Source organism: Acinetobacter sp. YH12049 (genome assembly GCF_013419875.1).
Classification (GTDB): domain Bacteria; phylum Pseudomonadota; class Gammaproteobacteria; order Pseudomonadales; family Moraxellaceae; genus Acinetobacter; species Acinetobacter amyesii.
The window spans coordinates 1-19,766 of record NZ_VOZH01000027.1 but is presented as its reverse complement, the minus strand read 5'-3'; the positions used below and the strand labels follow the sequence as shown (position 1 = coordinate 19,766).

Genomic DNA, 19,766 nt, shown 5'->3' with positions numbered 1-19,766 from the left:
TTAGACACCATGGCAAACGAAAAATCGAATAACGTTAGAATTTTACAGTCGACTCAAAAAAATAATTTACCGCCTTTAGCTCATGCTGCTATCGGCTTTCTTGTTGGTGCAGCGGTGATTATTGTTGTTGGCCTGGGATATTTTTATCTAAATTCTGACGATCAGCCTACAAATGCAGAAATGACTACTTCTTCCCCAACTGAAGATAAAGCTGAAACTGAGGCATCCGCTGTACCTCGTCAAAACGAAAATGAGCAAGCTTCAGCTGAAAAAGCGCAGCAAACCGTTCATGCAACTGAAGAAAAAGATCCGGATAATGACTTATATTCGAATGATTTAGCTACTGCTTTCAATCATGGTAACACGGCTAAGGCAACTCAGCCTGTTCAAGCTGTGGCGAATAACCGTTCACCTTTTGAAATTACCCAACCGCAGCGCCCTGTTGTAGCTGCTACAACAACCGTTAAATCACATATTCCAAATACTATAGCGAAACCAAAAGCTTCGCCAACAACGGCCAAGGTGACCAAGCCTACAGATCCATCTACGAAAGTAGTGAAAGAAGATGAGCACTTCGAAGAACCGATGGGCGGAACGCAAATTTCTGAAACCAAACGTCCAAAAGTGGTTGCTGCAACAAGCACTGCCAATGCGACTGTGAGCGCTACAGTTTCTCCATGATCATTTTTTTGGTTAGTTGTTTCTTTGTCTTAGCACTGGTGACAGTGCTTTGCTTTTCTTATGAGCTAAGAATTAAAGTTCAAGATTTTTTCTTTCAAATCATTCCACAAAGTAAAAAAAGAATTCAACACGCCAAAAATTTTGCTTATGAACTGAACTATGCTGCAGCACCACAACAGATTCAATCACACTGGCATTTACAACAATGGTGGATTTTATTTGCAGGCTTTTTACTGTTTGCCAGTATTTTATTATTTGCTTTTACTCGCCCGATTACTGCAAGTAAAGTAGAAGCAGATTATTTACGCAAAGTCGATCCTCAAATTTACTCGATGCTCGATGGGCAAGTTTTAGATGCACCTCCTGAAGTCGAAGAATATCTTGTTCAAGAAGCAATTGCAGAAGAAGCTGCAATGATTGAGCAGCCATCTGTTATGGCCTCAAGCTTTAATCCAGAAGTTCAAGATATCCATACGCATTCATACTCTACGGATGTGCCTTCAGCAGATCGTAAATGGCATAAAATGAACCCTCGTTATAAGCAGCGTTTATTGATGGTGTTCAAAATCATGCGTGAACAACATGGCTATGAAATGATTTTGCTTGAAGGTTATCGTAGTCCAGAACGTCAAAATAATTTAGCCACCAATAAAAATACCACTCGTGCCCGTGGCTTCCAAAGTTATCATCAGTTTGGTTTAGCAGCCGATGTCGCCTTTAAACGCAATGGAAAAGTGGTCATTACTGAACGAGACCCTTGGGCTATGCGTGGTTATCAACTTTACGGTCAAGCCGCTGAGTCTGTCGGTTTAACATGGGGCGGACGCTGGAAATCCATTCAAGATTATGGCCATACAGAATATCGTATGCCAGGCCTGAAAAAAACTGCAGAGATGGCGGCACTACTCACCTCTGAAGGTCAGCTTCAAGCCAATAATATTTCAATTGAGTAATATTTCGATGTTGTGCCTTCAAAATATAATTGAAGGCACATTGTATTATTCTAGATAATTTTGTATTTGCTCTATTGCTTCAGTTGTTTTTTCTGCATGTAACCAATGGCCTGCGCCTTCTATCTCTACAATTTTCGCATTTGGAAATTGTTGTTCTATCGTATTGGTATGTTCCACTTTTGAAATATAAGGTGACTCTCCACCTTTGATGAACAATACAGGCTGTTGCCAAGTATTTTCAATATTTTCCCAACCAATAATCTGGTCATATTGTTTATACAACGCATCTACATTAAACAACCATTGTCCTTTGCTAAAAGACTTGAGCAGAAACTGTATCACCATATCGAAATGAATATACTCACGCATAATTTCAACCGCTTGTTGTCTAGATTGAATTTGTGCATTTTGTACAGCGATCAAAGCTTTAAATATTTCATCATGATGACGTTCTTGATATGCAAAGGGCGCGATATCCAGTACAACAAGTTGCACTACCCGCTCTGAGATTAAAGCCAATTGCATTGCGACCTTTCCTCCCATGGAATGGCCAATCACTGAAAACTTATCGATGCCAATTACATCTAATGTCTCAAGTACATCGTTTGCCATTTCACGATAATTCATTTCTGTACTTTGAGGTGATTTACCATGATTTCGTAAATCGAGCTGAATCACTGAATGTGAATTTTGAAAAGCTCTGGCAAGCATCCCTAAGTTGCTCAGGCTGCCAAATAAACCGTGAATAAAGACTAGTGGATGCGTTTCGCCTTCTAATTTTTGATGATATTCGTAATTTAGGATCATTTCTGAATACTATGTTAAATTGGCATTATGATGCCTAGTTGATGGAATGAAATCAAATGACCGTTAAAATTTATTAATCACACTTAGGCTATTTTATGTAACAACTATTTAATTTGCTTAGGCTATTTAATAAAATGAAATAGCGAGCTACATTCAACCTAAAGGATTTTTGTCTTTAATTTGCAGATTTAAAGTGATTAAAAGGAATTTTTAAATAGCGAATACCATTCCCTTCTGGTTTTGGAAATTTACCTGCATCCATATTGATTTGTATTGCAGGTAAAATCAGTTTTGGCATAGCCAAATTTGCATCACGCTGAGTTCGCATTGTGACAAAATCTTCTTTTTTCGTACCAACGTGGATATGAATATTCTGCTGTTTTTGCGCATGTACACTGCTTTCACAGCAGTATTCTGACCGATTTTCTGGTAAATAGTCATGGCATAAAAACAAACGCATTTCAGGTGCTAACTGATAAATCTTTTGTACTGAATCGAATAATACTGCTGCACTGCCCTTGGGAAAATCACAGCGTGCTGTGCCATAATCAGGCATAAATAAGGTATCACCGACAAACACAGCATCATCACCAACCACATAGCTCAGACAAGCAGGTGTATGTCCAGGCGTTGGAATGTTATAGGCCTTTAACTCACCGATTTTAAATGCCTCATGATCTGCAAATAAATAATCAAAAGACTGATGTGAATTAAAATATTTCACATCAAAATTATAAATGGCGCTGAATGTTTCCTGCACAATCTTGATGTTATGGCTCATCGCAATTTTACCACCAAGAACCTGTTTTAAATATTGAGATGCGGTTAAGTGATCTGCGTGCACATGCGTTTCTAAAATCCATTCTACGCTTAGGCTATTTTCTTGAATATAATGAATAATCAAATCTGCATGCTTCGTTTGAGTAGTTGCAGAAGCAGCATCATAATCCAATACACTGTCTATAATCGCACATCGGTTTGTTTGCGGATCGGCTACCACATAACTGAATGTATTGGTATTTTCATCAAAAAAATGTTGTACCTGTGCACGATTTGACATTAATTTGCTCCCGAAAATTTACGATGTATATAGACGCCCGCAAACATCGCTACAACGAAATAGATCGCTTGATAATAACCAAGCCCGATCAAAGTAAAGGCTGGCGCAGGACAAATCCCAGCAATGCCCCAACCTATTCCAAAGATAACACTCCCCATGACGAGTTTTGCATCAATTTGATTATTACTCGGTAATTCAATCGCCGTCCCATCAAAGGTTGTCGGTTTTGATTGACGAACGGCCATTTGAAATGGAATAAATGCAACTGCAATGGCTCCCACCATCACAAAAGCTAAACTCGCATCCCACTGCCCTGTTATATCAAGGAAACTTAAGACCTTTTCTGGATTAGACATGCCCGAAATCATTAAACCTAATGAGAAAATTCCACCAAAAATAAAAGCCAATATATTTTTCATCATTAAGCTCCGATTACATGTCTCATTACATAAACTGTGATAATCCCAGCCAACATAAAACTAGCAGTTGCAACGAATGAACGCTTAGAAAGACGACTAATACCGCAAATGCCATGACCGCTTGTACAACCTGAACCTAATCGCGTTCCGAATCCAACCAATACACCGGCAATGATCATCATCCATGGACTTGCATCCAGTTCAATTGTCACAGAGGTCAATTGCCCGTAGATAAAAGGCACAATAAAAAGTCCTGCTAAAAACCAGATCGCAGGTGTTTTTAAAATCGTTTGGATATTCAACGTTTGCGCAATTAAACCACTGATACCTGCGATTCGACCATGTACGTATAGGTAGCCAACTGCGGCCAGGCCCAATAAGGTCCCACCGAGAAAAGCGGTTAGAAAGGGATGCATATTCATCAGTCTTAAAAAAACATTATATGTTTTTATAATATGTTATTTTGAAAAAGATGCAAGCGCTACAGTCTAAATATTCGTTCTGACTTGCCTTTTCCTGATTGAAAAATTTAACGTTTCAAGAGTGTTTAATTAATTTATTTAGAATTAATTTATAAACTTGAAAAATCACGAAATATATCCTCGGAGATTTTTCAATAAAGGCTGTTTATTATGAAGTTAATTGAAATAATAGATAGTTTATAGATCAATACTGATATCACTGAGTGCATCGCTCACCCACGTGAAAGCATCTGAACCCAATTCTATAATGTTCGAACCAATTTCAGCTAAGTCAGTCAAATCTACAGAAGACAACGGATCAGATGATGTGCTATTTTTTTGCTGTTCTTGTTCAGCTTGCTGCTCAATGGCTTGATCAAGATGAGTTTGATCTAATGGAGATGAGTTTGCATGTTGTTGTAATTTATAGTCGTTATTTTGCATAGGGTTATCCTGTTATTTTGTTTTATATTACGTTCAGTTGATATTAATTTGGCTCAAACTCTTTAAGCACCTTATCCACAAACCACCACGGTAAACGCTGAATACCTGAATTCATCTTTAAAATTTCAGCTTGTTCAATTTCCGCAATGAAAGAAGCATGCTGTCCATCGGCAGAGTTATCAAATAAATAACTTCGGTCCGTTGCTTCTACCGCCTGCATTAACAGATCCATACTTCGATAATAACGTTCGCGAATTTTTTGTTCTGGCACACCATGCCCACCTGTTTTTACTCGGTACTGAACACGTGAAATATTGATAACAGGATCAATAGTGGAAACATAATATAGATAGGTTTTAAAGCCTTTTCTTTTTGCTTCGCGTAGAAATTCCACCTTGGAAATATGGGACATCACCGTTTCAAAGGTAAAACTAATTTTTAGTTCTAGAAACTGCAAACGGATGTAATCGATAATTCTTGCACAAAGGTATGAATCAATCTGATCTGGATGAAATTCTATTTTCCACGGATCTAATATCTGAGGTTTTCGTGCTAATAGCGGAATAAATTCTCCATTCGCGGGACGTTTTTTCGTATCGAGAAAGTCAATTAATTCTTCTGATTTTAAAGCGGGATGGTAATCCAACAAATTGAGCCGGTGTGAATGTTTCAGTTGAGCTTCGAGTTCATCCGCATTTAAATATGCCCCAATATGATGGGGCAATAAATATTCTTTAACTGTGCTTTTACCTGAACCATTTGGACCCGCGAACATTCTAATGCGAGGTTGTGGAGGCATGTATTAAACAAATTCCTCTGTTTTCTTTTTACGTTTTAAAATTTTAGGTAGATCATCCACTTGTACAAAGTCGGCTGATACATCTTTTAATTGTACTTCTTGACCATTTTGCAGACGTTGAACCAGTTGTAGACCTTTTACATAAACCACAGTGGATGACGCACTTGCTTGTTCAAAAGCATGGCGAAATGCATGTATAGCAAGGCTCGGGATCATATCGTCCTCATATTTGCTTGCTTTCATTACTGAAGTATAAGCTGTCATGGAAACAACTCCTCAAACATCAAAAATAATGTGTCCAATCATCTTATCATACTCGCAATATTTGTCTATTTATCCATCAGTCATCCTGAGAAGAAATTGATAATAATTCAAAGTGCTTAAATCATTTAATTGTATTGCTCGAAAAGAATGTCGTATATGAGTCAATGTGTGTGGATAGTAAATCAAGAATTATGTAAAAGTTACCTACATTGGATTTATCACCCAATTAAGCATTTAATTTTTCACAAAAAAAAGCCACTTATTCAGTGGCCAAAAGAGAACGACATCAACAAGTTGATGTATTAGTACTGATCTATGCAACAGGACCAGGGATGTTTGTTGCATATAAATCGTTCTAACTTGATCATAATAATGTGATGGACTTATCATTTTAAGCATATTTCATATCATTTTCTGACAATCTACATTTTCAACTTCTAAGATTATTAGAAACTGCACCTATAGTGAATAATGCTGTAATAATTTTGAAATATTAGACCATTTCGAATTATGAAAAATAGAACAAAATGAAAGAAAGTTAGACTAGAGCCCAAAAGTTTTAGAAGAGAAATTTAAACCTAAATTATTTTGTAGGACTCGAACAAAATGCACTTTCGTTTAAGCCAAATGACTGCATACTCTGTTGCTGTTGTAGTAAATAATGTTGTGAAGCCACTTGCATTAGATTGGCCATTTCAAGAGCTGAGTTTTGCTGAGATATTTCTAAAATCTGCCGATATGCATTCAATCTTAAACAAAAAGCTTGAGTTTGCTGCTGACCCGTTGCTGTAGATACAGGGTCATCTAAAATGGCTTTGGTTGAATTAATTTGCTCAGTATATGCTTGTATCTGAGCATTATATTCAGCTTGGGTCAGTTGTGGAGTAACCGCTTCATTCACATTTGCATATGCTACAGAAGCAGTAAACACAGAGAAAATAAGGACATAAAGTTTATACATCAATGGAGAATGCATAAATTAAGCCTCATCACCTTCTTTCCAGACATCTTCATAATCATCAGCATCGATCATAAAACGATAGCCTACATCCAAAGCTAAATACGGTAGCACTTCAGGCACAACATCTTGCAGTTTACGCACAGTCATTGTTTCAAAATTATCTGCGCCTTCAAGCTCGCCGCCATAAATATACCAACTGACATTTTCATCACCTTCTGCAGGCTTACGAATACCAACTATTGGATCTTTATTTAAGGTATGGACAGCCACAGCAATTACATCATCGCCCTGCACTTCTACATATGCAGAACCCACTTCTTCACATAAAAGTTTTTGTTCTGCAATCAGTTCTGCCAAAGGTGATGAATTTTGCGTATGTTTTGCCATGTTTGTTCTCAGGCCATATAGGTTTCGGGCATTCTACCGTGAATTACACTTATATAGATAAATTTTTTCCGTGCGAAAGCATTCGAGCCTTGTTTTATCAATTCATTTATAGAAAAGACTCAATGCGGTAGATTCCACCTAAAAGTATAAACAAGAAGAAAGGAAACTTATTCAACACATATACCGCTAAAACATAGAAATAGACGAATAAAAAATAGAATCAGCATGCAAACAGCAAACTTCTTTATCACCACAGATTTAACTTTTGCCAATACCTGTACAAATTTAGACAAATGCCCGATTTTCCAAACTTACATGATTTATGAAAGAAATCGTCAATGCCTTGCACGCTTCATACATTCAAAACACTGACTAGAAAATACACAGGATGGTTAATACGCTTATATATAGGACTATAAAGTATGACGTAGCTAGGCAATAGATGCTCAGCTTATCTAAAGCTGCCTACTTATAAGGAAATGCTCCCACAGAATATTCAATTCACTGAGGCAAACAAAATATCTAGCGTGAGCCCTATCATTTATGAAAACCTTTTATTGGCCTAGAAATATGCTTTATAAACCATAGAAAAAGTAACTATCTTTTAATTTTTATATACTTAGCACACAAACCTGATTTATTCTTTCAAATAACTCGATTGAAAACTGAGAACAATTTAGATTCCTTTACGCGTGAAATAAGTTAAACCTTAGAATTTTTTAAGTCGCTGTATAAATACCATCTTTACGACTATGCATGCGTAGGCAGTTCAACTGACGATCTATAAGACAAATGTACAGGCCATCTCACCTTTCAGATCATTTGTACTGGTTATTGCTAAACGTACGCACCACGATAAAGCAAGTTTACACAAAAGATATCAACAGTTTTAGCCAATTGGGTTTAAAATGATGCCCTACAATATAATGATAAAAAATGTAATCTTTTAACATTGCCAATTCTCTGCAAAGTTCGCATTATATAGCCCATTCTCGGCACATGCTTTTCACGTCAATTCAAAGAAATTATAAAAAAAATGTGGAATTTTATGCCATAATGAGCAAACTTTGCAGGTATCTTGCAAAGTAAATTTGCAACTTTTTATTGGAGCAGGCTGAATGAGCTCGACCATTTTGGTCATTCATGGACCGAATCTCAACTTACTGGGAAAACGTGAACCCGAAGTTTATGGCTATCTAACACTCGAAGATATCAACCAAAAACTGATTTCACAGGCTCAAAACGCTTCCATTTCTCTCGACACTTTCCAAAGTAATTGGGAAGGCGCTGTCGTCGACCGAATTCATCAAGCACAACAAGAAGGCGTTCAATTCATCATTATTAACCCAGCAGCCCTAACACATACTTCGGTTGCTGTGCGTGATGCCCTTCTTGGTGTAGCCATTCCGTTTATCGAAGTACATCTATCAAATGTCCACGCTCGCGAAGCATTTAGACATCACTCCTATCTATCTGATAAAGCCGTTGGCGTTATTTGTGGTTTAGGTGCAAAAGGTTATGCCGCAGCACTAGACTTCGCCATCGAAAAAATTCAACCAACTTCTCAATCTTAATTAGGAATACTGTTCATGGATATCCGTAAAATCAAGAAACTCATCGATTTGATGATTGAATCTGACTTACAGGCGATTGAAGTTAAAGAAGGCGATCAATCTATCGCTCTAACTCGTCGCAATCCAGTTGTTGCTGCCGCTGCGCCTGCTATGGCTGCTCCTGCTGCTGCGCCTGCTGCACCTCGTTCACCACGTGGTGCTGTTGAGCCGTCTCCTATGGTTGGTGTGTTCTATGCTGCGCCAAATCCAGGTGAAGCACCATTTGTTAAAGTTGGTCAAACTGTATCTGCTGGTGAAACACTCGGTATCATCGAAGCAATGAAAATCATGAACCCAATTGAAGCAACACAAAGCGGTGTGATTGAAGAAATTTTGGTTAAAAATGGCGAAGTGATCCAATTCGGTCAACCATTATTCCGCTATCGCGCTTAAGACCACGGGGAATCACAATGTTGCAAAAAGTTTTAATTGCAAACCGTGGTGAGATTGCGCTCCGCATCACCCGCGCTTGCAAAACTTTAGGAATTAAAACCGTAGGGATTTATTCCGATGCCGACAAAGACCTAATGCATTTACGCTTCTGTGACGAAGCAGTGTGTATTGGACCAGGTGCCAGCAGCGAAAGTTATCTTAATATCCCTGCCATTATTACAGCGGCTGAAATCACCGGTGCAGATGCCATCCATCCAGGTTATGGTTTCTTATCTGAAAATGCTGAGTTTGCTGAAATTGTAGAAAACTCAGGTTTTATCTTTATCGGTCCGCGTCCTGAACACATTCGCTTAATGGGGAACAAAGTTTCTGCCATTATTGCGATGAAAAAAGCCGGCGTACCGACTGTTCCGGGTTGTGACCATGCTGTAACGATTCACAATGCTTTGGCAGAAGCCAAAGAAATTGGCTTCCCATTGATCGTAAAAGCAGCTTCTGGTGGTGGTGGTCGTGGTATGCGTATCGTTGAACGTGTAGACACACTCCTGGAATCTGTACAAGCTGCTCAGCGTGATGCGGAAATGTGGTTTGGTGATGACACCGTTTATATGGAACGTTTCCTTCAAAAGCCACGCCATGTCGAAGTGCAAGTTCTTGCAGATGGTAATGGCCATGCGATTCACCTTTATGATCGTGACTGTTCATTGCAACGTCGCCATCAAAAAGTGCTTGAAGAAGCACCTGCACCGGGTTTACCTGAAGAAGCACGTGCGCATATTCTTGAAGCATGTGTAAATGCTTGTAAATTAATGCAATACCGTGGTGCGGGTACATTCGAGTTCTTATTTGAAGAAGGTGAATTCTTCTTTATTGAAATGAATACTCGTGTACAAGTAGAACATCCTGTTACTGAGCAAGTGACTGGCGTAGATATTATCGAGCAACAATTACGCATTGCTGCCGGTTTAGGTTTGGATCTTCAACAAGAAGATATTCAACTTAAAGGTCATGCGATTGAATGTCGTATTAATGCGGAAGATCCATCTACATTTATGCCTTCACCGGGCAAAATCGATCATTTCTATGCACCGGGTGGCGCAGGTATCCGACTAGATTCTCATATCTATCAAGGATATAGCATCCCACCCTACTATGATTCAATGATTGCAAAACTCATTGCGCATGGTAAAGATCGTGAAACCTCTATTGCGCGCATGAAACAAGCTCTAGAAGAGATTATCTTAACTGGCGTGAAAACCAATATTCCGCTACATAAAGATTTGATTCTTCAAGATAAAAATTTCTGCGAACAAGCAATGGATATTCACTATCTTGAAAAGCATCTATTAAAGAAAGTCGAAGGACATGAAGAGAAATAAAACTTCAGCGTCAAAAAAACCACTCAAATGAGTGGTTTTTTATTTTCATAAGAAAGATCTATAGTCATGCTTAAGGCAAAACTCGACGCAATGTCGCAAAACACTGCTGAGCCTGATCATTGGCACAGAAATTAATAACCGATGGACTTTTCCACTTTACAAAGTACTGTGAAATTTCGCCGGTTTGATCTTGAATATTGCCCGAACAATCCATCTGATTATTGTCATATTTCACTTGTAAAATCAGTGCTGGAATTTGCACATTCGGATCTTGCGCAGGTTGATAGTCATATACCCCAGATGACCACTCTTCACCGCTTTTGATCACAACATCATTATTGCTCTTAAAATTATAATATTCAACGCACTTTTTATTGGTCGGAATTTCCATACCCCATAAGCCGACCAATTCAGAACGTGTTGTCACCCTAAAGCTATTCACCGCTTCAACTTGATTTTTAGCCTCTGAATTTTGAGTTGTATTCTTATTATCTGCCGCCATCACCAACGATGAACTCAACATGAGTAAAACTGTAAGATATGCTATTTTCATACATTTAATCAGTCATATAAATCATGCTCTTAAAGTAACACATTTTTTTACAAATCCGCGGTTTATCACATTTTCATAACAATCATTTTTCCTATTTATCCAAAAAATCAATCTCGGTTAACGAAACTACAAATCAGCTAAATGCCAAACAAATCACACTATTTACAATAAAATAATATAAAATCTTTTTTATCGTTTAATATACGAAAAAAACGAATTCTCCCATATTTAACTTAGGCTTACATAAGCTAATGAAACTGCATTCGAATAGTCTTGCTCCGCTTAATACACGCCACAGCATGGCTTTTGTCATAGTCGCTGCAGTTATTTTTTGCTGCTGCTTAGTCGGTATTTTCAGCCGCCCATTAAGCTATTTAGCGATTTTTTGGCCTGCGAATGCAGTATTGTTAGCAATATTCTTAAGGTTTCCCAAACTGAGTAATCTGGGGGGATGGTTAGGTGCATTTACCGGTTATATGCTCGCAGATTTAGTGACGGGTAATTATTTCCAACTCACTCTATTCCTTACTTTTTCAAATTTAATCAACAGCATGGTATCGCTATTTTTTATGCGATATTTTCAGGTGAACTATCAAAACTACAATAAAGGTTTCACCTTTCTGACCATGATTGCCATCATCGCCTGCGGTGGATGCCTTGCAGGTGCTCTTTTTGCAATTTTCACTGTGCCTTATTTACCCAATACCTTTATGTCGACCAATCGTTTATCGATTGATTTTAGTATGTGGTGGATTACCGAAATATTAAATGCTCTCATTGTTTTACCGCTTATTCTGTCATTTCCTAAACTGGCCGATCTTAAACTGTATTGCAAAGACCGACGCAATCAAAGCTTTCAAATCAACAAGATATTTCCAGCTATTGCGGTTATCTTCTGCGTATTTTTAACGACAGTGACTACTGGTCCGGGCGCAATTCTCTACCCTTTAGCGGCTCTGATTTGGGCAGCTTTAACCTATCGATTATTTACCCTATCTCTGATTAATGCCGTAGTCATTTTAGCGACCTATTACAATTTAAATGCCTTCTATTTACATGATTCATCACTCACCTACTTGTCTACAGCCATTTCTGTACGCATTGGCCTTGCCATGCTGATAATCGCTCCATTAATTCTTTGTATTATTAGCCGCAATCGGCACGAACTGTATAAAGAAGTTTTATACCTTGCAAATCATGATAGTTTAACGCATGCGATGAATCGTCGATATTTTTTCGAGCAAGGTGAGCTTTACCTACAAAACCAAATTCAGCTTAACTTTTCCATTATCATGATAGATATTGATCATTTTAAACAATTGAATGATCAATATGGGCATTATGTCGGTGACCAAGTTTTACAGGAATTTTCTGGTATTGTACGTAAGAATTTGCGTGAAACAGATTTATTTGCACGTATAGGTGGTGAAGAGTTTAGTATATTACTTACCAACATTGCAGCACCTGAAGCCCAAGGTATCGCTGAACGTATCCGAAAAGTCGTTGAAACCACACCTATTTTCATTGATGAACAAAATACGATTTATATTACGGTGAGTATTGGTCTGATTCATCAGTCTTTGCCCAATGCTCCAAGTTTGCAAAGTATGATTAATCAAGCCGATCAGGCCTTATATCAAGCCAAAGAGCTCGGCCGTAATCAGGTGATTTTAGTCCATTGAGACTTATCAATATACTGAATTGCTTCAAGCTGGCTTTTGAATCGTTTTAGGCAAGCCCACGACCAAAAACATGGCAGGTAGAACCGCCAGTCCTGCGATCATAAAAATAACGGGTCCCGAAAGCATGTCCCAATATCGACCTGCTAAAATACTGCCACTCGCAACACCTAAGCCCCACATGGTACTGTATAGCGCTTGACCTCGCCCTTGTTGACTTGCGGTAAAATTTTGAAAAATGATTCGCATCGCGATTAAGTGGAATAATCCAAAACTGAAGGCATGAATCGTTTGCGCAGCAAATTGAGTGATAAACACCGCCGGATATAAGCCTACAATCAACCATCGCATCCCTGTTAGCCCCAAACAAATGAGCACTAAGTTACGCCAAGAATATCGATTAAAAAAGACATTGGCATAGGCAAACATAATGATTTCTGCAATGACTCCGACAGACCATAAAAAACCGATTTGGCTCGTCGAAAAATCAGCCTGCTTAAGGTAATTGCTATAAAAACTATAAAACGGTGCATGCGAAAAGAGCAGAAAAAATTCAATGATAAAAAAACTCGCTACAATAGGCCGTTTTAAGATAGGCCAAAGTGGTTCAAGTTTTTTCTGTGAAGATGGTGCAGTAGCGGGCTCTTTAATCGTAAATGACCAAATAAATGCGAGAAATGCAATGCATAACAACATGATAGGAAGCATGGAAACAGGTATTATTTCTAGCAAAGCCCCTATTCCAAATACCCCAACAATGAAACCAACTGATCCCCATTTTCTGACTTTTCCATAAAGTTCTGCACGACGCTCAGCGAGCCAAAATAAAGTTACTCCTTCAAATTGAGCCAATATGGCATTTTGAAAGAAACTAAAAACCAGCATGAGTAATGCAACAGACTGAAAACTATTGGGAATTATAAAAATCAGAAACCAAATATAGGCTTCCATCCATGTTGCTATTCGAACTAAAAGCATGCGCTTGCCGGATTTATCTGCAATCCAACCCCAAATAAACGGTGCAAAAAAACGTGTGACAATTGCAATCGAAGATAAAATACCTATTTCTTGATAATTAAACCCTTGATCCTCTAGATACAAACTCCAATACGGCATGAATGTACCCACTATTGAATAATAGAAAAAGTAGAATCCACCGAGTTTGGAATGGATTGGAATGTTAAGCATCAAGCTGTATTCCTTTGTATTTACAATAGGTTATAAACTTTTCAGAGTTGTATACTTTTGCATCTAAAAGGCTTGGTTAGGATATGGCGAGTATACAAATTTATTTTAATTAAATTATTTCAAAATTTGTATAATTTTATCAAAATATCAAATTTCCTCATTATTCTATTTATTAAACAATATGTTATTTTTACTTATAAAACTTTCATATGTTAATAAAAACCGCCCATTTGGGCGGTTTTTTATCTATTGGTTCTTGGTTCGAACTAAATTTAAAAAATGCAGATGACGCTCATATTGATCAATGACATCTTGCAAGATATCTTCTTGCGTCCATTCGATGATGTCATAATTTTGACCACCTTCCCTCAAAAATACTTCAGCTTGATAATCTTGCGTAATTTCTCCTGAATCAATCATAAAGCTTGGTGTATTTTTTTCTTGGACAACTACTTGGTAGATAAAGTTAATCTCATCTTGATGGTTTACACGAAGCTGCAAGCCATCATCTATCGTGTTTACCGTCACATCTAAATGACGACGCTTAAACTCTTTCTGTAGATTTGAAAATGCCTGGCTTACCGTTGTATCAATATATTGTTCAACTTCTTCACGTGTATGCGGATAATGCATAATCAATCCTAAACGTTGCTGCCAACTTCTTGGATTATGAATTGCTTTAGGTGTAATACGCGCATCCTGTAATGCTTGCATCTTGGTTGCATCTAAATGTAGAGCCTTGACTAAGCCCCAGCAAATTAAAAGCATTACGAAGGTGAATGGTAATGCACTCAACATTGTTGCAGATTGCAAAGCTCCTAAACCTCCTGCAAACAACAAAACAATCGCAAGTACAGCCATTAACGTTGTCCAAAACAATCGCTGCCAAGTTGGAGAGTTTTCAGATTTTGCAGTTAGATAGTCTGTAACTAAAGCCCCAGAGTCTGCCGAAGTCACAAAAAACAACATGACCAGAATGGTCGCCACAAAACTCATCACGCCTGAGAATGGCAAGGTCCCTAAATATTCAAATAACGCAACGGATGAATCTCGTTGCACTGCAGAAATCAGCGAGGTGTTCGCTTCGTTTAAAATACTATAGAGTGCAGCATTCCCCATGACTCCCATCCAGATCAGCGTGAAGCCTGTTGGAATAAGTAAAACACCTACAATAAACTCACGAATAGTACGTCCTTCAGACACACGCGCAATAAACATACCTACGAATGGCGACCATGAAATCCACCATGCCCAGTACATAATTGTCCAACCACCAATCCAACCATCAGATTGATAGGCATATAAATTAAAGGTCATGTTGAATAAGTTTGAAAAATACTGGCCAGCATTTTGTATAGTCGCTTGTAATATGAATATCGTAGAACTAGCAAAAAATACAAATAATAAGAGGGTTAATGCTAAGCCTAAATTGATCTCTGATAATCGTTTAATACCCTTGTCTAAGCCCATAAATACGGACAAAGAGGCCATAGCTGTAACAATGACGATTAGAATTAGTTGCGTCGTCGTTGAATATTCAATCCCGAATAGATAATTCAGGCCGGAGTTAATTTGGGTTACACCAAAACCTAAAGTCGTTGCGACACCAAATACAGTACCGATCGTTGCAAAGGTATCTACACCATCACCAATTGGACCATAGATTTTTTTTCCAATGAGAGGATATAACGCAGAGCGAATTTTTAGAGGTAGATTGTGTCTATAAGCAAAGTAAGCTAACGCCAAGCCAACGATGGTGTAGATTGCCCAAGCATGAAGTCCCCAATGGAAGAATGTTACACGCATAGCTTGCTGAGCTGATTGGATAGTTTCTGGTTCACCGGTTGGAGGTGATACATAGTGCATCACTGGCTCCGCGACACCGAAGAACATTAAGCCAATACCCATACCAGCAGTAAATAGCATAGCGAACCAGGAGCTATTACTATATTTTGGCTGGCTATGGTCTAAACCAAGTTTAATTTTACCCATATTTGAACAGGCAATATAAATAAGCACTAAGAGAAAAATGGCTACAGATAGTACATAGAACCAACTGAATGAGTTTGTAACCCATTGATTCAGTTGTTTAGTTATTAAATCAAAAGCATTGGGAGCTAAAAATACAATGGCAATAAAAATGCCGATAATGACAACTGTGCTAATAAACACATTTGGATTCACATTGGAATACCATGACGGTTTCAATGAAGACATACCTTCCCTATTCCGTTTTATTTGTAAGACAGATCTAAATTGATCAAAGAGATATCCGCTACTTGCGAAAGAAACAGGCTTGTAAAGATGAGTGCTGGCGATTGTAATTTCGCCCTATACGATAAATATTAAAAATATTCATGTGCATAAATTGAAAATTAAAGGCTGACTCAATCTAAGCCACTGTTTAGAATGTGCACATGTTATCATATTTTTAGATACTAAATTAAATATTAAGCAATTTATTAAATTAAGAAAACGATCAATTTAATGTCTTCATTCTAAATTCATTATATTTATCAATATCATTTTTCTTAATTTCTTATAATTTTCCAATTAATACAAAACTCAAAAAACCACTTTTTGGTGGTTTTTTGAACATTTTTTATCACTTATATAATTTCATCTGGTTGGTTTTTCTTCGGTTACTTTCTAAGTTATCCAGATCCAGATAAAGTAAGTTTAGCGAACTGCTTCAACATGCAATTTATAATTAACCGTTCTATTATTCCGTGCCGTATTCCGCATTTGGTAGATCTGAATCAAATAATTGCCTGATTCTGGCAGCTTGAATTTTCCAGATACTCCTGTTGTAGATCCAATCACTAAAGCTTCTGTTTTTCCTGGTTTATCACCAGGAGCATATATATTAATTTGGGCTAAATCATGATTGCTTGTCAGCTTATAGCTTAAAGTTTGTCCAGCCTTAGCATTCAAACTATACTGAATGTCATCGTAGCCTTTAAATGATCCTGCAACTGTAGTACCAATAGCACCTTTTGCAAACTGAATGGGTTTTACTGGTGCAGCAGATACACTTGGCGAAACCGCCGCAGACAAAGCCAAAGTTATTGAACCTAACAAAGTTAATTTTTTCATCACTATGTGCCATTTTTAAATTGATCATTTTTAATCATGTGAAATTCTAAATTTCATCAATAGATTTCTTTCATAAGTCATTTTTCACTCAGCTCCAAGTTATAAATTCCAGCAATTAGATTGAATCTCAATGCTAGTCTTTTGCCTCGATTGCGATATCGCTCAGCAAGAATTTTGAAGGTTTTCAAACTGCCAAATACATGCTCAATTCCAATTCTTCTTTTATTGATTTCCTGATTATAGATTTTTAGTTCGGAATCCAGTTTACAGTGCTTCTTTGCTTTTAATGGCAACAAGCTATTCGGATACACTGTATAAATTCCCTGATAACCCTTATCCGCAAGGATAAATGCACCTGCAGGAATCTGATTCAAGTTACGTTTGAAGAGTTCGAAATCATGTACGGCACCACGACTCGTACATAAACTCAGGATTTTTTGAGTTTGATAATGAATGATGGCCTGTACTTTGAAAGTGTGGGTCTTTTTCTTGCCGCTATAGCTTTTCTTCTGTTTTTTTAGGCCTTTGGATTGGAATTTCTGTGGCATCCACGATCACAACATTCCAATCGATGCCTTCGCCCTCGGGTAAATCTTTGGGTAAATTAAAGAGATTGGACCGAATCAGGCAGTCTTCAACATGACGGACAATTCTTGAGGCTGTGGGCTCTGAAACCCCGTAGCTCGTCGCAACGTGAAATAAGGTTCGGTATTCCCGCCAATAGCTTAGACAGAGCAGAACCTGGTCTTCCAGGCTTAACTTGGGCGGTCTGCCTTTGGCAGGGACATGTTTCTTCTATTGCTCAACCATCAAATAGAAAGTTGACCATGAGATGCCTGTGTATCGCTTGAACTGAGGATCAGAAAGCTTGTTTGAATCGATGTATTTCATCCGCAGATTATGCACGAATGCTAAGAAATCCGGAGTGCAAATATTAACCAAAAAGAAGATCGTTTTTTGATTTATGAAAGAGATCTAATGATTTTTCATTTATATCGTAAGATGTACAAAGCACTTTTGTCATTTCCTTTTGTTATCCATTGATATAAAAAAACCGTACGAAGGTGGCTTATTTTTTACTTGAGCAGTCCGTATCTTGCATGTGAAAGTGTCTGTAATTCAAACATGTGGTCGTAATCATAGTTTGGCATTATGAATCCACATTTTTACTTACGTTTGATATGGCACTGCTCATAGAGAACATATTGTCGTTGAGCATGCTCATCAGTAATGAATTGAGTAATGCTGGGCTATGTGTGTTCCACCACGCTTGAAAGACTCGTGCATGTACGCAGAGCATTTCTAGGAATTGTTTTTCATCTATATAGATATTTCCTTTTGACTTAACTTCTAAAGTTTCTAGGTAATTTACTGCGTCGTGGAAATGAATGGGCAACAGATCGCTATAACGTGCGATGCGGAAGTGTTTTTTGTGACGTGACCACATTTCTGCATGTAGTTTGCTTTCACCTTGGGCACGTCGGTCGATAATTTCTTTGAGTTCTGCTTGCTGCTCTGCGTTGATTTTTACTCGTGTGTCGATTTGCTGTTTTAGAACTTCTTTTTCCAGTACATCGAGTACCCATTTGCGGAATTCTTTAGCGACTTGTGTGAGGGCGAAGATTGCTATTAAATGAGAGCGCCACGTTAAGAAAATATTCGTAACACCCAATTGGGGTAAAGCACCTTAAGGTGCTTTTATTAGCGGTAACTCTTATTTCCTTTGAACCGTACCGGGTTTGTCGGAGAGTCAATATTCTGAGAGACTACCCCGATGACAAAATTAAAATATACCCCTGAAATCAGAGAAAGAGCGGTTCAATTATTGATTGAATCTGAAAAAGATTATCCTTCTACTTGGGCTGCGATCACAGCTATTGCGCCTAAGATTGGTTGTACTCCTGAAACACTTCGTGCCTGGCATCAAAAGCATTTAGATCAGCAAAATCCTATTAAAGTACAACAGATATCTGATCAAGAAAAAATGAAGCAAATGGAACGAGAAATTAAAGAATTAAAGCGTGCCAATGAAATTCTACGTAAAGCAGCCGCTTTTTTCGCCCAGGCGGAGCTCGACCGCCCACACAAATAATGGTGGATTTTATCCTTAACAATAAAGATCGATATGGTATTGAGGCGATTTGTAGGATTTTACCAATCTCAGCTTCTACCTATTATCGAACGCTAGATATTGCTGAAAACCCAGAACATCGAGCAAAGCGAGATCTACATGATTTGCATCATGCTGAACAAATTAAACGAATTTGGAAAGAAAGTTCAGGTCGATATGGTGTACGTAAAGTTCGGCAACAACTGAAACGTGAAGGTTATGTTATTGCACGCTGTACAGTGGTTCGCTTGATGAAGAAGCTAGCTATACAGGGTGTTTGGCGTGGGAAGAATAAATACACCACCCGTAGCCGAGATGATCAAAAAAGAGCGGATGATTTAGTGAAACGTAATTTTACTGCTGATTATCCTGACCCTTGCGAAGCAGTGCTTCTTGTATCTTGATTGATATAGTGATTAGCTACCACTATACGCAAATTGTAGAGTTTGGAGTGCTGCTAAAATCTTAAATTTGAACCTGAGATAAAACCTACAATTTGCCCTTATCCCTCATACAACT

The 19,766-nt window shown here is 38.0% G+C and carries 22 protein-coding genes, 1 pseudogene and 1 other annotated feature; of the genes and pseudogenes, 7 read left to right on the top strand and 16 right to left on the bottom strand.

Translation table 11 applies throughout. The annotated features are described in order from the left end of the window. Positions 1–9: 9 nt before the first annotated feature. Together FTU05_RS12435 and FTU05_RS12430 are read left to right on the top strand one after the other, a co-directional pair. Entirely contained in the window at positions 10–681 is a 672-nt protein-coding gene (locus tag FTU05_RS12435) for a hypothetical protein (RefSeq protein WP_180165530.1), read from the top strand. Beyond that, entirely contained in the window at positions 678–1,634 is a 957-nt protein-coding gene (locus FTU05_RS12430; protein WP_180005377.1) for a M15 family metallopeptidase, read from the top strand. The genes FTU05_RS12435 and FTU05_RS12430 overlap by 4 nt, the downstream gene beginning before the upstream one ends. Positions 1,635–1,679: 45 nt before the next feature. On the opposite strand, the gene FTU05_RS12425 is transcribed toward FTU05_RS12430, so the two are convergent. The 9 genes from FTU05_RS12425 to FTU05_RS12385 form a co-directional block, all read right to left on the bottom strand. Continuing rightward, positions 1,680–2,441 (bottom strand): alpha/beta fold hydrolase, encoded by a 762-nt coding sequence (locus tag FTU05_RS12425; RefSeq protein ID WP_180165528.1) that lies wholly within the window; start codon positions 2,439–2,441, stop codon positions 1,680–1,682. Between the two features lie 175 nt (positions 2,442–2,616). Continuing rightward, entirely contained in the window at positions 2,617–3,501 is an 885-nt protein-coding gene (locus FTU05_RS12420; protein ID WP_180050776.1) for an MBL fold metallo-hydrolase, read from the bottom strand. Continuing rightward, entirely contained in the window at positions 3,501–3,920 is a 420-nt protein-coding gene (locus tag FTU05_RS12415) for a DUF6691 family protein (protein WP_180041451.1), read from the bottom strand. The genes FTU05_RS12420 and FTU05_RS12415 overlap by 1 nt, the downstream gene beginning before the upstream one ends. 2 nt (positions 3,921–3,922) lie before the next feature. After that, the gene (locus FTU05_RS12410; RefSeq protein ID WP_180165526.1) at positions 3,923–4,336 is read right to left on the bottom strand and encodes a YeeE/YedE family protein; all 414 of its coding nucleotides are present in this window, start codon (positions 4,334–4,336) and stop codon (positions 3,923–3,925) included. A 243-nt stretch (positions 4,337–4,579) separates the two neighbouring features. Further along, positions 4,580–4,825: a hypothetical protein gene (locus FTU05_RS12405; RefSeq protein ID WP_180165524.1), complete on the bottom strand. Its 246-nt coding sequence runs from the start codon at positions 4,823–4,825 to the stop codon at positions 4,580–4,582. Positions 4,826–4,868: 43 nt separating this feature from the next. Next, positions 4,869–5,624 (bottom strand): zeta toxin, encoded by a 756-nt coding sequence (locus FTU05_RS12400; RefSeq protein ID WP_257230120.1) that lies wholly within the window; start codon positions 5,622–5,624, stop codon positions 4,869–4,871. Between the two features lie 3 nt (positions 5,625–5,627). Continuing rightward, positions 5,628–5,888 carry a hypothetical protein gene (locus FTU05_RS12395; RefSeq protein WP_180165522.1) on the bottom strand — a complete coding sequence of 87 codons (261 nt, stop codon included), beginning with the start codon at positions 5,886–5,888 and terminating at the stop codon, positions 5,628–5,630. Positions 5,889–6,471: 583 nt separating this feature from the next. Next, entirely contained in the window at positions 6,472–6,864 is a 393-nt protein-coding gene (locus FTU05_RS12390) for a hypothetical protein (protein ID WP_180165520.1), read from the bottom strand. A 3-nt stretch (positions 6,865–6,867) separates the two neighbouring features. After that, positions 6,868–7,236 (bottom strand): hypothetical protein, encoded by a 369-nt coding sequence (locus tag FTU05_RS12385; protein WP_078190788.1) that lies wholly within the window; start codon positions 7,234–7,236, stop codon positions 6,868–6,870. Positions 7,237–8,354: 1,118 nt separating this feature from the next. On the opposite strand from FTU05_RS12385, the gene aroQ reads away from it, so the two are divergent. From aroQ to accC, 3 genes are read left to right on the top strand one after another with little or no spacing between them, the layout of a single operon-like run. Continuing rightward, the gene (aroQ, locus tag FTU05_RS12380) at positions 8,355–8,810 is read left to right on the top strand and encodes a type II 3-dehydroquinate dehydratase (protein WP_078190789.1); all 456 of its coding nucleotides are present in this window, start codon (positions 8,355–8,357) and stop codon (positions 8,808–8,810) included. Positions 8,811–8,825: 15 nt separating this feature from the next. Beyond that, on the top strand, positions 8,826–9,242 hold the full coding sequence (gene accB, locus FTU05_RS12375; protein ID WP_078190790.1) for an acetyl-CoA carboxylase biotin carboxyl carrier protein: 417 nt from the start codon (positions 8,826–8,828) through the stop codon (positions 9,240–9,242). A 17-nt stretch (positions 9,243–9,259) separates the two neighbouring features. Then, positions 9,260–10,621, top strand: a complete 1,362-nt coding sequence (gene accC, locus FTU05_RS12370; protein ID WP_180005521.1) for an acetyl-CoA carboxylase biotin carboxylase subunit — start codon at positions 9,260–9,262, stop codon at positions 10,619–10,621. A 70-nt stretch (positions 10,622–10,691) separates the two neighbouring features. On the opposite strand, the gene FTU05_RS12365 is transcribed toward accC, so the two are convergent. Then, complete coding sequence (locus tag FTU05_RS12365; protein ID WP_078190792.1) at positions 10,692–11,174, bottom strand: hypothetical protein; 483 nt, start codon at positions 11,172–11,174, stop codon at positions 10,692–10,694. Between the two features lie 251 nt (positions 11,175–11,425). Here FTU05_RS12365 and FTU05_RS12360 point away from each other — a divergent pair, with 251 nt between their 5' ends. After that, positions 11,426–12,856, top strand: a complete 1,431-nt coding sequence (locus FTU05_RS12360; protein ID WP_180165518.1) for a GGDEF domain-containing protein — start codon at positions 11,426–11,428, stop codon at positions 12,854–12,856. Between the two features lie 24 nt (positions 12,857–12,880). Here FTU05_RS12360 and FTU05_RS12355 read toward each other — a convergent pair whose 3' ends face one another. The 6 genes from FTU05_RS12355 to FTU05_RS12330 all read right to left on the bottom strand — a co-directional run bounded on the left by FTU05_RS12355 (position 12,881) and on the right by FTU05_RS12330 (position 18,809). Then, positions 12,881–14,041 carry an MFS transporter gene (locus FTU05_RS12355; RefSeq protein ID WP_180165516.1) on the bottom strand — a complete coding sequence of 387 codons (1,161 nt, stop codon included), beginning with the start codon at positions 14,039–14,041 and terminating at the stop codon, positions 12,881–12,883. A gap of 246 nt (positions 14,042–14,287) precedes the next feature. Then, complete coding sequence (locus FTU05_RS12350; RefSeq protein WP_180165514.1) at positions 14,288–16,258, bottom strand: choline BCCT transporter BetT; 1,971 nt, start codon at positions 16,256–16,258, stop codon at positions 14,288–14,290. A 462-nt stretch (positions 16,259–16,720) separates the two neighbouring features. Next, positions 16,721–17,137, bottom strand: a complete 417-nt coding sequence (locus tag FTU05_RS12345) for a DNA breaking-rejoining protein (protein WP_180005517.1) — start codon at positions 17,135–17,137, stop codon at positions 16,721–16,723. A 77-nt stretch (positions 17,138–17,214) separates the two neighbouring features. Continuing rightward, on the bottom strand, positions 17,215–17,685 hold the full coding sequence (locus tag FTU05_RS12340) for a transposase family protein (protein WP_180165512.1): 471 nt from the start codon (positions 17,683–17,685) through the stop codon (positions 17,215–17,217). After that, the gene (locus tag FTU05_RS12335) at positions 17,633–17,890 is read right to left on the bottom strand and encodes a transposase family protein (protein ID WP_108676007.1); all 258 of its coding nucleotides are present in this window, start codon (positions 17,888–17,890) and stop codon (positions 17,633–17,635) included. Before FTU05_RS12335 ends, FTU05_RS12340 begins: the two co-directional genes overlap by 53 nt. Before the next feature lie 397 nt (positions 17,891–18,287). Beyond that, positions 18,288–18,809 carry a hypothetical protein gene (locus tag FTU05_RS12330; protein WP_180165510.1) on the bottom strand — a complete coding sequence of 174 codons (522 nt, stop codon included), beginning with the start codon at positions 18,807–18,809 and terminating at the stop codon, positions 18,288–18,290. Between the two features lie 102 nt (positions 18,810–18,911). On the opposite strand from FTU05_RS12330, the pseudogene FTU05_RS12325 reads away from it, so the two are divergent. Next, positions 18,912–19,621: pseudogene (locus tag FTU05_RS12325) on the top strand (IS3 family transposase); the annotation flags it as partial. After that, positions 19,187–19,300, top strand: a sequence feature (AL1L pseudoknot). (Overlaps the previous pseudogene by 114 nt.) Positions 19,622–19,766: the final 145 nt, after the last annotated feature.

Bases quoted from the DNA above. Each gene is read 5' to 3' on its own strand.
- FTU05_RS12425 (WP_180165528.1), bottom strand. From the start codon at position 2,441: ATGATCCTAAATTACGAATATCATCAAAAATTAGAAGGCGAAACGCAT.
- FTU05_RS12385 (WP_078190788.1), bottom strand. From the start codon at position 7,236: ATGGCAAAACATACGCAAAATTCATCACCTTTGGCAGAACTGATTGCA.
- FTU05_RS12435 (WP_180165530.1), top strand. From the start codon at position 10: ATGGCAAACGAAAAATCGAATAACGTTAGAATTTTACAGTCGACTCAA.
- accC (WP_180005521.1), top strand. From the start codon at position 9,260: ATGTTGCAAAAAGTTTTAATTGCAAACCGTGGTGAGATTGCGCTCCGC.
- FTU05_RS12355 (WP_180165516.1), bottom strand. From the start codon at position 14,041: ATGCTTAACATTCCAATCCATTCCAAACTCGGTGGATTCTACTTTTTC.
- FTU05_RS12365 (WP_078190792.1), bottom strand. From the start codon at position 11,174: ATGAAAATAGCATATCTTACAGTTTTACTCATGTTGAGTTCATCGTTG.
- aroQ (WP_078190789.1), top strand. From the start codon at position 8,355: ATGAGCTCGACCATTTTGGTCATTCATGGACCGAATCTCAACTTACTG.
- FTU05_RS12430 (WP_180005377.1), top strand. From the start codon at position 678: ATGATCATTTTTTTGGTTAGTTGTTTCTTTGTCTTAGCACTGGTGACA.
- FTU05_RS12360 (WP_180165518.1), top strand. From the start codon at position 11,426: ATGAAACTGCATTCGAATAGTCTTGCTCCGCTTAATACACGCCACAGC.
- FTU05_RS12350 (WP_180165514.1), bottom strand. From the start codon at position 16,258: ATGTCTTCATTGAAACCGTCATGGTATTCCAATGTGAATCCAAATGTG.
- FTU05_RS12345 (WP_180005517.1), bottom strand. From the start codon at position 17,137: ATGAAAAAATTAACTTTGTTAGGTTCAATAACTTTGGCTTTGTCTGCG.
- FTU05_RS12400 (WP_257230120.1), bottom strand. From the start codon at position 5,624: ATGCCTCCACAACCTCGCATTAGAATGTTCGCGGGTCCAAATGGTTCA.
- FTU05_RS12420 (WP_180050776.1), bottom strand. From the start codon at position 3,501: ATGTCAAATCGTGCACAGGTACAACATTTTTTTGATGAAAATACCAAT.
- FTU05_RS12390 (WP_180165520.1), bottom strand. From the start codon at position 6,864: ATGCATTCTCCATTGATGTATAAACTTTATGTCCTTATTTTCTCTGTG.
- FTU05_RS12410 (WP_180165526.1), bottom strand. From the start codon at position 4,336: ATGCATCCCTTTCTAACCGCTTTTCTCGGTGGGACCTTATTGGGCCTG.
- FTU05_RS12395 (WP_180165522.1), bottom strand. From the start codon at position 5,888: ATGACAGCTTATACTTCAGTAATGAAAGCAAGCAAATATGAGGACGAT.
- FTU05_RS12405 (WP_180165524.1), bottom strand. From the start codon at position 4,825: ATGCAAAATAACGACTATAAATTACAACAACATGCAAACTCATCTCCA.
- FTU05_RS12340 (WP_180165512.1), bottom strand. From the start codon at position 17,685: ATGCCACAGAAATTCCAATCCAAAGGCCTAAAAAAACAGAAGAAAAGC.
- accB (WP_078190790.1), top strand. From the start codon at position 8,826: ATGGATATCCGTAAAATCAAGAAACTCATCGATTTGATGATTGAATCT.
- FTU05_RS12415 (WP_180041451.1), bottom strand. From the start codon at position 3,920: ATGAAAAATATATTGGCTTTTATTTTTGGTGGAATTTTCTCATTAGGT.